This is a genomic window from Pseudomonas sp. OE 28.3, from assembly GCF_014268205.2.
In the GTDB taxonomy this organism is placed as follows: Bacteria; Pseudomonadota; Gammaproteobacteria; order Pseudomonadales; family Pseudomonadaceae; genus Aquipseudomonas; species Aquipseudomonas edaphica.
In genome coordinates this window covers 1,862,602-1,875,039 of the sequence record NZ_CP077082.1, presented here as the reverse complement: position 1 = coordinate 1,875,039, position 12,438 = coordinate 1,862,602, and the positions used below count along the sequence as shown (strand labels likewise).

The following is a 12,438-nucleotide window of genomic DNA, read 5'->3' as shown; positions in this document are numbered from 1 at the left end:
GCGAACAGTTCAGGCCTTGCGCAACCAGTAACGGTACACACCGGCGGCATCTTCTTCGTGCAGCAGGGTGTGCCCGGCCAGCTTGGCAAAGGTGCGAAAATCGCGCTGGGAGCCTGCGTCCGTGGCGATCACCTTGAGCACGGCACCGCTGGCCAAGCGGTTGAGTTCCAGCTTGGCCTTGAGCAGGGGCAGCGGGCAATTGAGGCCACTGGCATCGAGTTCGGCGTCAAAGGCTACAGCGTTGGTCATCGGTTTGCTCCGGGCATGCGTTTGGAGTGCTTAGAATATCTGGTCCGAAGCTCAGTGTCCGGCTACAGTAAGCTCTTTGTCGAAAGGCTTTGTGCATGACTTTTTTGCGCCCTACCCTGCTGACGCTGGCTTGCCTGCTGGCCTCTCCGGCCTTCGCTGACGACCTGCCGTCACTCGGCGACGCCAGTTCTGCCATTGTCTCGCCGCAACAGGAATTCCAACTGGGCCGCGCATGGCTGGCCTACCTGCGAGGCCAGGTCTCGCAACTCAATGACCCGCAGCTCAAGGATTACGTCGAAACCAGCGTGTACAAGCTGGTGGAGACCAGCCAGGTGAATGACCGACGCCTGGAGTTCATCCTCATCGACAGCCCGCAACTCAACGCCTTTGCCGCACCCGGCGGGATTGTAGGGGTTAACGGCGGCTTGTTCCTGAATGCTCAGACTGAAGGCGAATATGCCTCGGTACTCGCTCACGAATTGGCTCACCTGTCCCAACGTCACTTCGCGCGAGGTGTGGAAGCGCAGTCGCGCATGCAGATTCCGATGATGGCCGCCCTGCTCGGCGGCATTATCGCGGCGGCAGCGGGTGCAGGTGATGCTGGCATTGCCGCGATTGCGGGCAGCCAGGCGGCAGCTATCCAGGAACAGCGCAGGTTTTCGCGCCAGAACGAACAAGAGGCTGACCGTATCGGCATCCTCAACCTGGAAAAAGCCGGTTACGACCCACGCTCCATGCCGACGATGTTCGAACGCCTGATGCGCCAATACCGTTTCGATGCCAAGCCACCGGAGTTTTTGCTGACTCACCCGGTGACCGAGTCGCGGATCGCCGACACCCGCAACCGTGCCGAACAAGCCAAGCAGGGCGGCAAGGAAGACAGCTTGCGCTACCAACTGATTCGCGCACGGGTGCAGTTGCAATACGAAGACACGCCGGGGCTGGCCGCCAAGCGCTTCCAGGCGCAATTGGACGAGAACCCGAAAAACGATATAGCGCGTTATGGCCTGGCCATCGCGCAGATCAAGGGTACCCAGTTCAAAGAGGCACGGGAAAGCTTGCAGCCGCTGCTGGCCAAGGCGCCCAACGACATTACCTATAACCTGGCGCAGATCGAGTTGGATATCGACAGCAACCGTCTGCCGGATGCCCAGCAACGTACTGACCGGATGCTGGCCCAGTACCCCGGCAGCTATCCGCTTAATCAGATTCGCATAGATGTGCTGCTCAAGCAGAACCGTACGGCCGATGCTGAAAAGGCATTGGACGGGCTGCTCAAGTCGCGCCCCGATGATCCGGATGTGTGGTACCAGGTGGCAGAGACTCGCGGCCTGTCCGGCAATATCATTGGTCTGCATCAGGCACGCGCCGAGTACTTTGCTTTGGTGGGTGACTTCAAGCAGGCCATTCAGCAATTGGACTTTGCCAAACGCCGGGCCGGCAACAACTTCCCACTGTCCTCGCGTATCGACGCGCGCCAGCGTGAGCTGATCGAACAGGAACGCTTGGTGAAAGGGATGATGAGCTAAAACCATCGCCCACAAAAAAGCCCCGCTTTCGGTAACCGAAAGCGGGGCTTTTTATTGAGCTAGCGGATTACTCGGCCAGCTTGAAGGTGATGAAGCTTGCACGGCCCTGACGCAGCACGCGCATCGACACCGAGCGATTCTTCGGCAACGCTTTGGCGATGTCGGTGAATTCCTTGGTGGAGTTGATCGCCTGGTTGTTCAGGTGGGTGATCACGTCGCCCGGCTGCAGGCCGATCAAGGCGGCTGGGCCGTCCTGGACTTCTTTAATCACAACACCGCTCTTGAGGTCGAAGCTCTTCTTCTGCTCGTCGGTCAACTCAACCACGGCAATGCCCAAGCGATTGCTGCTGCGCTCAACGCCTGGCTTGGCGTTGCCCAGTGCGTCCAGGGTTGCACCCTCTTCCGGGATCGCGCCGACGGTCAGCTCAACGGTCTGGCGCTTGCCATCACGAATCACTTCCAGCTTAGCTTTGCTGCCGGCTTTCAGAGCGCCTACCAGATGCGGCAGGTCGGCGGACATGACGATCGGCTGGCCATTCATGCTCAGGATCACGTCGCCCACTTGCAGGCCGCCCTTGGCAGCCGGGCCGTCGTCCTGAATCTGCGCGACCAAGGCACCGGCCGGCTTGTCGAGGCCGAACGATTCAGCCAGGTCTTTGTTCACTTCCTGGATCACCACACCCAACCAGCCACGGCTGACTTTGCCGCCGCTTTTGAGCTGGTTGGAAACGTCCATGGCCACGTCGATCGGGATGGCGAAGGACACGCCCATGAAACCACCGGAACGGGTGTAGATCTGCGAGTTGATCCCCACCACTTCGCCCGCCAGGTTGAACAGCGGACCACCGGAGTTACCCGGGTTGATCGGCACGTCGGTCTGGATGAACGGTACGTAGTTTTCATTTGGCAGGCTGCGACCGATGGCGCTGACGATACCCTGGGTCACGGTATGGTCGAAGCCAAACGGTGAACCGATCGCAACCACCCATTGCCCGGCTTTAAGGTCCTGGGATTTACCCAGTTTCAGTACGGGCAGGTCTTTACCTTCGATTTTCAGCAAAGCCACGTCGGAACGCGGATCGGTGCCCACCAGCTTGGCTTTCAACTCACTGCGGTCGGCCAGGCGCACGAGAATTTCGTCAGCGTCGGCAATCACATGGTTATTGGTGAGGATGTAGCCGTCTGGCGAAATAATGAAGCCCGAGCCCAGGGACTGCGCCTCACGCTGCCCGCCACCGCCGCCACGCGGGGAGCGTTGTTGCGGCATACCGCGCTCAAAGAACTCGCGCAGCATGGGCGGCAAGCCTTCCAGGTCAGGCATCTGCTGGTTCGAGACTTTGCGATCCGGCAGCTTCTGCGTGGTACTGATATTCACCACGGCAGGCGAAGCCTGCTCCACCAATTGGGTGAAGTCAGGCAGCTCGGCCGCTTGCGCGGACACTGCCTGACCCAGCACCAATACCGTGGCGACTATGGTTAAGTAAGACTTCAAACGTGGTATCGACATACAGCTCCCGTTACGACGAGCAGGGTTGAGCGACAGGGTTCAAGAAACGCCGAAAACTTCGACCGGCATTTTTGTTCCGCGAACAAAATAAGGTCAGAGCCGACAAGCTCTGACCTATAAAAAACATGGGGATGTTTTGCAAGTGAAAATACTGATCCAGAAATTTCATGCTCTCAGCCCCCAACCGCGCAAAGGCTCACATTGAAAGGTCAGGATGAACATAGGATTAACGACTCATGGCTTGGCGGCGGTCTTTTCGCCGCGCACCGACAGCGCGATGCGTTCGGCGGTGCCGATGGGGATTTCGCCTACAACCGTCACCATGACTTCGCCATCGACCGTGTTCAGACGGCGCGACACGGCCACAGTTGGGCCAAGCTGCGTGCGTGTTTCGCTCACACTCGCACCGTCGGTGGACTCAAGAAACACTGAGAAACGTGCAAGCCCGTCGTCGTACATCAGACTGTCGACAGTGGCGTGGGTCTGAGTATCTTTTCGCGAGACGCTGTTGGTGAGCTGAAAACCTGGAGGCAACCAGTCCAGATGCCATGCGTGAGTGGCGGGCACCTCGAGTGCTTTGGTGCTGGAAACAGCCACAGGTGAGCATTCGCTGCTGGGCAGTAAGTCACGATCTGATGGCGCAGCCGAAGTGTTCAGTCGAGTGAACTGGAAGCGCTCCAACAACTGACCCTGCTCATTGAGTAACAGGGACTTTAGCGGCAGCGCGGTTTCACGATCCAGGTGCAACTCAAAGCCATATCGGTATTGATCACGGGGAGTAATCGACACAATCACCGCATTCCGACCGGCCACGCGAGATTTGCCAATGACGGCCAGTTCGTAGAATTGAGTTAGTTTTTGCGGATCCAGAGCGCGCGAGGGCGCATCAGGCGAGTTGCCAAGGCCGGCAACCAAGGTGCCACTGACACACTGCGTGCGTCCATCTACGCGCACCAGTTCCTGGGCAGAGCCGTCGAGTTGCAACAGCCGCTCGCGGACGTGACCGTCTTGGACGCGATGCCAGATGTCATGGGTAGAGAAACTGCCGTTACGCTCGTAGACGAACGTACCTGCAAAGCTTTGCTGCTGTTCTGCACGCCCAAGTCGAGTCAGCCAGTCTTGGGCTTCGTCGGCATGGGCGGATAGTGCAAAACAACCACTGAGCAAAAGCGTAAGGAGCGGTATGGCGCGCATAGGGCCCCTTAGCGGTTTAGCGGTTTTCCAGGCTGGCTGCACGAGCGTATGGCAGAGCGCTTTCAGTGCCTTTCAAGGCCGATTCCTGTGCGTGTTGGCGCAGGTAGCCTGGAAGACGCTGGTCCTGCCAGCCGGATTGCCCTTGAAGTACGCCGTTGGCCATAGGGCCGGTGGCATCAGAGCTTTCCTTGTAGCCGGCCAGTACCGCTGGGCCTTTGACTTGCGGACCGGCCATGACCGGTTGCTGAGTCTGCTGGGCCAGTTCGGCACCGGCAATTTCGTCCTGGTTGTACAGGCGAACACCGGCCAACACGGCAACAGTCACCGAGGCAGCTACTGCCAGGCGACCCAGGCTACGCCATGGACCACGAGCAGCTTTTGCCGGAACGGCTTCATCGGCCAACGCGGCAGAAACGGCCGCAGCAATATCCAGACGAGGGATTAAAAGATCCTTGTGCATCACCGCCCGAGCGACTTGGTAACGAGACCAGGTATCACGGGTTTCGGCATCATCAAATGCGTTGAGCACTCGACGAAGTTCCAGTTCATCCGCTTCGTTATCCATCACTGCGGACAGCGATTCCTGCAGGGCATCACGACTCATGGCGGTTCCTCTCTTGGCTGTCGCCGCTGTCTTTAGTTTTCCTGCAACAACGGTTGCAAGGCTTTGTCGATGGCTTCCCGGGCCCGGAAAATCCGTGACCTTACAGTCCCCACCGGACACTGCATGACGCTCGCAATGTCTTCGTAACTGAGACCATCGAATTCACGTAAAGTTAACGCCGTACGCAAATCTTCTGGCAGTTGCTGAATAGTGCGATGAACGGTGCCTTCGATCTCGTCGCGCAGCAAAGCACGTTCCGGCGACTCGAGATCTTTGAGGCCGTGATCACCATCGTAAAATTCTGCATCTTCTGAACTTACATCACTGTCCGGTGGGCGGCGGCCGCGAGACACCAGATAGTTCTTCGCCGTGTTAATGGCGATGCGGTACAGCCACGTGTAAAACGCACTGTCACCGCGAAAATTGCCAAGTGCACGGTACGCCTTGATAAAGGCTTCCTGTGCAACGTCCTGCGCTTCATGGGTGTCGTGCACAAACCGCACGATCAACCCGAGAATTTTGTGCTGGTATTTCAGCACTAGCAGATCAAATGCTCGCTTGTCGCCACGTTGAACGCGCTCGACCAGCTGCTGATCCTCTTCCTGGGTTAGCATGAACACTCCTCGTTGTACTCGCAGGAGGCTTGCATAACTAAACGATCAGGCTTGCAAACATAGACTAGGACTTCTCGCAAAAGTTCTCCCCCTCCAAGCAAGTTTCCGGCATGCACTGATTTGGCACACACGAAAAACGCAGCACGGGCTAGGCCGGCTGCGCGAATAATCTTGTCGCCGGTTTTCTGACGCGTCCAATGCTCCCGACGGGCCAATAAACTCAACGTTTTCCCAGCTTTCGGGCAACCTGCTATTGAGTCGGGGCTCATGCAAAAAGTTCCCATCCCAATAGCCGGCCCATATGACCCCAGCTGTGCACCGTAATTTCACATTGCCACGAATGCCCGGCTATTGTGCCGCTCCCCCCCTCTATATACTAGTGGCCCGTGTGACCCTTTGATTCGCCGATCCAGGCGTCCTGTTTGCGCCAGCCCTTTGGATCGCTTTTTGCGGAATCCTTCAAATGAGCCAACAGTTTCAACACGATGTTCTGGTGATCGGTAGCGGTGCGGCCGGCTTGAGCCTGGCACTCACCCTCCCCAGCCACCTGCGCATTGCGGTCCTGAGCAAGGGCGACCTGGCCAATGGCTCGACTTTCTGGGCCCAGGGCGGTGTCGCAGCCGTGCTGGACGACACCGATACCGTGCAATCCCACGTCGAAGACACCCTTAACGCCGGCGGCGGCCTGTGCAACGAAGACGCGGTGCGCTTCACCGTCGAGCATAGCCGCGAAGCCATCCAATGGCTGATCGACCAGGGCGTGCCGTTCACCCGCGACGAACACGCGGGCAGCGATGACGGCGGATTCGAGTTCCACCTGACCCGCGAAGGTGGCCACAGCCATCGCCGCATCATCCACGCCGCCGATGCTACTGGCGCCGCCATCTTCAAGACCCTGCTCGAGCAAGCCCGCCAACGCCCCAACATCGAATTGCTGGAGCAACGCGTCGCCGTCGACCTGATCACCGAAAAGCGTCTGGGCCTGGACGGCGAACGCTGCCTCGGCGCCTACGTGCTCAACCGCGCCAGTGGCGAAGTGGACACCTACGGCGCACGCTTCACCATTCTCGCCTCAGGCGGTGCCGCCAAGGTCTACCTCTATACCAGCAACCCCGACGGCGCCTGCGGTGACGGTATCGCCATGGCCTGGCGTTCAGGCTGTCGGGTGGCCAATCTGGAATTCAACCAGTTCCACCCCACCTGCCTGTATCACCCGCAAGCCAAGAGCTTCCTCATCACCGAAGCCCTGCGCGGTGAAGGTGCGCACCTGAAACTTCCCAACGGCGAGCGCTTCATGCAGCGCTTCGACCCCCGCGCCGAACTGGCGCCACGGGATATCGTGGCCCGCGCCATCGACCACGAAATGAAGCGCCTGGGCATCGACTGCGTCTACCTCGACATCAGCCACAAGCCCGAAGCCTTCATCAAGACGCACTTTCCCACCGTCTATGAGCGCTGCCTGGCGTTCAACATCGATATCACCAAAGGCCCGATCCCGGTGGTCCCGGCCGCGCACTACACTTGCGGTGGCGTGATGGTCGACCAACACGGTCGCACCGACGTGCCCGGCCTGTATGCGATCGGCGAAACCAGCTTCACCGGCCTGCACGGCGCCAATCGCATGGCCAGCAACTCGCTGCTCGAATGTTTCGTCTACGCACGCTCGGCGGCCACCGACATCCTTGAACAGCTACCCCGCATCCCGGTGCCCGCTGCCCTGCCGCGCTGGGACGCCAGCCAGGTGACCGACTCCGACGAAGACGTGATCATCGCCCACAACTGGGACGAACTGCGGCGCTTCATGTGGGACTACGTAGGCATTGTGCGCACCAATAAGCGCCTGGCACGGGCTCAACACCGCGTGCGTTTGCTACTGGACGAAATCGACGAGTTCTACAGCAACTACAAAGTCAGCCGCGATCTGATCGAGTTGCGCAACCTGGCCCAGGTTGCCGAGTTGATGATCCGCTCAGCCATGGAACGCAAGGAAAGCCGCGGCCTGCATTACACCCTCGACTACCCGCAGATGCTGCCCGAAGCCCGCGACACTATTCTGGTGCCAGCCACCTACGGCGACTGAACTTCAAGCGCACCCGCAGGCGCCGGTGCACATCGGCGACCTGCGAATCCATAGGTACACAGACCGAACGCACCCACCACTCGCCCTGCACCCGATAGCGCAGCACCACGATCAGCGGCAACGCCAGGCTGTCCGGACGCAGCTGTACGCTGTGCCAGCCGCGCTCGGCACTGAACAATTGCCAGCCATCTTCGTCACGGCGCAGGCCACGAATCGACGAACGGTGAGTCAGCAGGATATGACGCGGCAACACCCAGGCGGCATGGGCCAGGCACAGCAGAATGACAAGGCTTGCGAAGGGCAAATCGATAAACAACAAGGCACCCAGCGCGAACAACTGGGCAAGCAGGTACGCCGCCAGCAACAGCCGTGAGGCCTGCCAGCGGCATTCGAAGCGATTACTTGGGCTGGACACGATCCAGGATCATCCGAACCATGCGCTGCAACTCCGGGTCTTCAGATTCGGCGCGTTCCATGAACCAACCGAACATGTCCTGGTCTTCGCACGTCAGCAGCCGCACATAGAGATCGCGGTCTACCTTATCCAGCGTCGCGTACACTTCTTTAGTGAACGGCACCAGCAACACATCCAACTCCAGCATGCCACGGCGGCTGTGCCAGTAGAGGCGGTTGATTTCTACATCTTCGACCATGGACTGCTCCTCAAATAGCGCGCAAGTATACAGGCCCAACGGCAGCGGAACACTCGGCTTTGGTCGCCCCATACGGAAACTATCCATTTGCCGGGCGCCCCTCTATGATGCACGCATGACTTTTTGACCTGCGAAGACCCATGGCCGACTCTGCATTTTTCTGCCCCCTGACACACGAAGGCGTCCTTGCCGTCCGCGGCTCCGACGCCGCCAAGTTCCTGCAAGGGCAACTGACCTGCAACCTCAATTACCTGAGCGACACCCAGGCCAGCCTTGGTGCGCGTTGTACGCAAAAAGGCCGCATGCAGTCGAGTTTTCGCATCCTGCTGCAAGGTGACGGCGTGTTGCTGGCCATGGCCACTGAGCTGCTCGAACCGCAACTGGCAGACCTGAAGAAATACGCGGTGTTCTCCAAATCCAAACTCACCGACGAAAGCGCCGCCTGGGCACGCTTTGGCCTGTCGAATGCGGATCAAACCCTGGCCACCCTTGGGCTTGAGCTGCCAACTGAAACCGACAGCGTGGTGCGCACCGACACATTGATTGCCATTCGTGTCTCCCAGAACCGCGCCGAACTCTGGGTGCCTGCCGAACATGCCGAAGGCGTACGCCAGCAATTGGCCAGCCAACTGCAACAAGCTGACTTGAATGACTGGTTGCTCGGCCAGATCCGCGCCGGCATCGGCCAGGTCATGCCGCAGACCCGCGAACTGTTTATCCCGCAGATGCTTAACCTGCAGGCCGTAGGCGGCGTCAGCTTCAAAAAAGGCTGCTACACCGGCCAGGAAATCGTCGCGCGCATGCAGTACCTGGGCAAACTCAAGCGTCGCCTGTATCGCCTGAGCCTCAATGCGGCGCAATTGCCCGAGCCAGGCACTCCGCTGTTCTCGCCCAACCATAACAGCGCGATCGGCGAAGTCGTCATCGCGGCAAAAGCTGACCATTCCATTGAACTTCTGGCCGTGCTGCAAGCCGAAGCTGCCGACAGCGGCGATGTGCACGTCGGCACCCTGGAAGGCCCCGGCTTACAACTGCTCGACCTGCCGTACCTACTGGATCGAGATAAAGAGATCCAGCGTTAATCGCCGCACCTTTTTGCAACACCCTAGAGAGCATGAATGAACAAGCTGGCGGAAAAAGTCCAACAGGCTTTGGTAACGGCCATCGACAACGATGACCTGGTTCTGCCGACATTACCGGAAGTGGCCTTGAACATTCGTCAGGCCGCGGAAGACCCGGAGATCAGCATCAGCCACTTGAGCAAAGTGATCGGTCGCGATACCGCGCTGTCGGCGCGCCTGATCAAAGTGGTGAACAGCCCGCTGCTACGCGCAACCCAGGAAGTCACTGATCTGCATACCGCCATCACGCGGCTGGGCACCAACTACAGCAGCAACCTGGCCATCGGTCTGGTCATGGAACAGATCTTCCACGCCCGCTCCGAAGTCGTCGAACTAAAAATGCGCGAAGTGTGGCGCCGCAGCCTGGAAGTGGCGGGCGTGAGTTATGCCTTGTGCCGCAACCACAGCCACCTCAAGCCGGACCAGGCCGCCCTCGGCGGGCTGGTGCATCAGATTGGCGTGCTGCCGATCCTCACCTACGCCGAAGACCGTTACGAGCTGTTGGCCGACCCGGTCAGCCTCAACCATGTCATCGACAGTATTCACCCGTTGCTGGGTGACAAACTGCTGGGTGTGTGGGATTTCCCGGAAATGCTGGCCAAGCTGCCGGGGCAGTACCTGGATTTGGAGCGTGACTCCCCAAGCCTGGACTACATCGACGTGGTGCAAATCGCCGCACTGTATTGCCACCGAGGCACCGCGCATCCATCGGCCAACGTAGACGTTACCAGCCTGCCGGCGCTCAAGAAGCTGCGCATCGACCCCTACAGCGAAACATTGCGTGCCGAGCTGGATGAAGCGCGCTCGATGTTCTATTGACTACCCCGCGATAAAACTCACCCGCACCTTCAACCCCGCCAATTCACCATCATGCAGGCTGATCTGCGCCAAATGCGCCCGGCAGATCTCGCCGACAATCGCCAGCCCCAAGCCCGAGCCCATGCCCTGCTGGCTGCGGCGGTAGAAACGTTCGAAAACCCGGTCCCGCTCATCCAGCGGGATGCCTGGGCCGTCATCTTCAACTTCCAGGATCGCCGGCGCGGTCACCCGCAGAATCACGTTCCCGCCCGATGGGGTGTGGGCCAGGGCGTTATCCACCAGGTTGCTCAGCAGTTCATTCAGCAAGGTCGGCTCACCGCGCAGCCACACCGGTTCGTCCGCCTCCAATGCCAGGGCAACGCCCCGCGCGTGGGCCAGCGGCGCCATGGCCATGCCGAGTTCCCGCGCCAGCTGGCTGAGGTCAAGCAATTGCGCACCGCCCTCGGCAATCGCCCGCGCGCCGTTTTCGATGCGTGCCAGGGACAGCAATTGGTTGGCCAAGTGGGTCAGACGGTCGGTGCCTTGGGCTGCGGTTTCCAAGGTACTGCGCCACGTCGCCGGGTCGCTGCTGCGCAGGCCCAGCTCAAGCCGGGCCTTGAGCGCCGCCAGCGGGGTGCGCAATTCGTGGGCGGCGTCGGCGATAAACTGCGCCTGGCGCTCGAACTGGCCGCGCAAGCGCTCGGTGAAATGATTAAGCGAGCGCACTAACGGGCCGAACTCATGCTGCACCTCCACCAGCGGCAGCGGGCGCAAGTCGTCGGGCTGGCGTTCTTCCACGGCGGTGCGCAGGCGTTCCAGCGGGCGCAGTGCCGCACTCACGGCAAACCACACCAGCAATAACGCACCGACCGCCAGCATGCCCAGGCGCAGCAAAGTGTCGGCCATCAGGCTGCGAGCCATGCTCTCGCGAGCTTCGTCAGTTTCGGCCACGCGAATTTCCGCCATGCCGTTCATGTTCGGCTCTGACACCGCCTTGAGCAGGCTGACCACCCGCACATGCTGGCCCTGGTACATGGCGTTGTAGAACCGCGCCAACGCCGGGTAATCATCGGTGCGCGGCGTGCCCCGCGGTGGGCCAGGGAGGTTTTCGTAGCCGGAGATCAATTTTCGGTCGATGTCATTGACCTGATAATAGATCCGCCCGGCACTGTCGTAGGCGAAGGTATCCAGCGCCACATACGGCACATTGGCACTCAGGGTGCCGTCCACCTGGGTCAACCCGGCGGCGATGGTGCGCGCAGAAGCCAGCAAAGTGCGGTCATAGGCGGTGTCGGCAGCTTCGCGGCCATTCCAGTAAGCACTCATGCCGCTGGCGAGCATCAGCACCACCAGCAGCAGCGCCAGGTTCCACAGCAGCCGCCAGCGCAGGCTGCTGGGCTTATGCATCACGGGCTTCCAGCAAGTAGCCAAGGCCACGGAAGGTCACGATGGCGATGGGCTGGCCGTCGAGCTTCTTGCGCAGGCGGTGCACGTAGATTTCAATCGCGTCGGGGCTGGCTTCCTCGTCCAGGCCGAACACCTGGGAAGCCAGTTGCTCCTTGCTCATCACGCGGCCGGGCCGCGCGATCAGCGCCTCAAGCACCGCCTGCTCGCGAGAGGTCAACGTCATCAGCTCGCCGCCCACGGTGAAACGCCGGGTATCCAGGTCGTAGACCAGCACGCCGCACGCCTGCTGACGTTCACCGCCCAGCACACTGCGGCGCAACAGCGCCTTGACCCGCGCTTCCAGCTCGGTCAACTCGAAGGGCTTGGCCAGGTAGTCATCAGCGCCCAGGTTCAGGCCATGCACACGGTCTTTTACATCACTGCGCGCCGTCAACATCAACACTGGCAGATTTTTCCCACGCGCCCGCAGACGCGCCAACACCTCAAAACCATCCATGCGCGGCAGCCCCACATCGAGGATCACCACCGCATATTCCTCGCTGCTCAAGGCCAGGTCCGCGGCCACGCCGTCGTGCAGTACGTCGACGGTCAAACCCGTGCTCTTGAGCGCTTGGGCAACACTTTCGGCGAGTTGCAGATGGTCTTCAACCAAGAGGACACGCATGGATTTTCACCTCGTTCG

General features: G+C 60.1%; 13 protein-coding genes. 4 read left to right on the top strand and 9 right to left on the bottom strand.

Annotated features, from left to right (window positions below; translation table 11 throughout):
- Positions 1–9: 9 nt before the first annotated feature.
- On the bottom strand, positions 10–249 hold the full coding sequence (locus tag HU759_RS08420) for a sulfurtransferase TusA family protein (RefSeq protein WP_017137333.1): 240 nt from the start codon (positions 247–249) through the stop codon (positions 10–12).
- Between the two features lie 95 nt (positions 250–344).
- Here HU759_RS08420 and HU759_RS08415 point away from each other — a divergent pair, with 95 nt between their 5' ends.
- Complete coding sequence (locus HU759_RS08415; protein ID WP_017137332.1) at positions 345–1,778, top strand: M48 family metalloprotease; 1,434 nt, start codon at positions 345–347, stop codon at positions 1,776–1,778.
- 67 nt (positions 1,779–1,845) lie between these two features.
- Here HU759_RS08415 and HU759_RS08410 read toward each other — a convergent pair whose 3' ends face one another.
- The 4 genes from HU759_RS08410 to rpoE form a co-directional block, all read right to left on the bottom strand.
- Positions 1,846–3,285 carry a DegQ family serine endoprotease gene (locus tag HU759_RS08410; RefSeq protein WP_017137331.1) on the bottom strand — a complete coding sequence of 480 codons (1,440 nt, stop codon included), beginning with the start codon at positions 3,283–3,285 and terminating at the stop codon, positions 1,846–1,848.
- Positions 3,286–3,519: 234 nt separating this feature from the next.
- Positions 3,520–4,479 (bottom strand): MucB/RseB C-terminal domain-containing protein, encoded by a 960-nt coding sequence (locus HU759_RS08405; protein WP_170040572.1) that lies wholly within the window; start codon positions 4,477–4,479, stop codon positions 3,520–3,522.
- A 16-nt stretch (positions 4,480–4,495) separates the two neighbouring features.
- Positions 4,496–5,083: an RseA family anti-sigma factor gene (locus HU759_RS08400; protein ID WP_034096393.1), complete on the bottom strand. Its 588-nt coding sequence runs from the start codon at positions 5,081–5,083 to the stop codon at positions 4,496–4,498.
- A gap of 32 nt (positions 5,084–5,115) precedes the next feature.
- Positions 5,116–5,697, bottom strand: coding sequence for an RNA polymerase sigma factor RpoE (gene rpoE / locus HU759_RS08395; protein WP_003172477.1), 582 nt, complete (start codon positions 5,695–5,697; stop codon positions 5,116–5,118).
- Between the two features lie 463 nt (positions 5,698–6,160).
- On the opposite strand from rpoE, the gene nadB reads away from it, so the two are divergent.
- Positions 6,161–7,777 carry an L-aspartate oxidase gene (nadB, locus tag HU759_RS08390; protein WP_017137328.1) on the top strand — a complete coding sequence of 539 codons (1,617 nt, stop codon included), beginning with the start codon at positions 6,161–6,163 and terminating at the stop codon, positions 7,775–7,777.
- Here the strand turns inward: nadB and HU759_RS08385 are convergent.
- Positions 7,746–8,192 (bottom strand): protein YgfX, encoded by a 447-nt coding sequence (locus HU759_RS08385; protein ID WP_170040573.1) that lies wholly within the window; start codon positions 8,190–8,192, stop codon positions 7,746–7,748. The genes nadB and HU759_RS08385 overlap by 32 nt on opposite strands.
- Positions 8,176–8,430 (bottom strand): succinate dehydrogenase assembly factor 2, encoded by a 255-nt coding sequence (locus HU759_RS08380; protein ID WP_017736358.1) that lies wholly within the window; start codon positions 8,428–8,430, stop codon positions 8,176–8,178. Before HU759_RS08380 ends, HU759_RS08385 begins: the two co-directional genes overlap by 17 nt.
- A 140-nt stretch (positions 8,431–8,570) precedes the next feature.
- Here HU759_RS08380 and HU759_RS08375 point away from each other — a divergent pair, with 140 nt between their 5' ends.
- Positions 8,571–9,512 (top strand): folate-binding protein YgfZ, encoded by a 942-nt coding sequence (locus tag HU759_RS08375; protein WP_099548636.1) that lies wholly within the window; start codon positions 8,571–8,573, stop codon positions 9,510–9,512.
- A 36-nt stretch (positions 9,513–9,548) separates the two neighbouring features.
- Positions 9,549–10,370, top strand: coding sequence for an HDOD domain-containing protein (locus tag HU759_RS08370; protein ID WP_169985503.1), 822 nt, complete (start codon positions 9,549–9,551; stop codon positions 10,368–10,370).
- Here the strand turns inward: HU759_RS08370 and HU759_RS08365 are convergent, their stop codons facing one another.
- Together HU759_RS08365 and HU759_RS08360 are read right to left on the bottom strand one after the other, a co-directional pair.
- Complete coding sequence (locus tag HU759_RS08365) at positions 10,371–11,756, bottom strand: sensor histidine kinase (RefSeq protein WP_186617473.1); 1,386 nt, start codon at positions 11,754–11,756, stop codon at positions 10,371–10,373. It lies immediately after the preceding gene.
- The gene (locus tag HU759_RS08360) at positions 11,749–12,420 is read right to left on the bottom strand and encodes a response regulator (RefSeq protein WP_017137322.1); all 672 of its coding nucleotides are present in this window, start codon (positions 12,418–12,420) and stop codon (positions 11,749–11,751) included. The genes HU759_RS08365 and HU759_RS08360 overlap by 8 nt, the downstream gene beginning before the upstream one ends.
- Positions 12,421–12,438 lie beyond the last annotated feature (18 nt).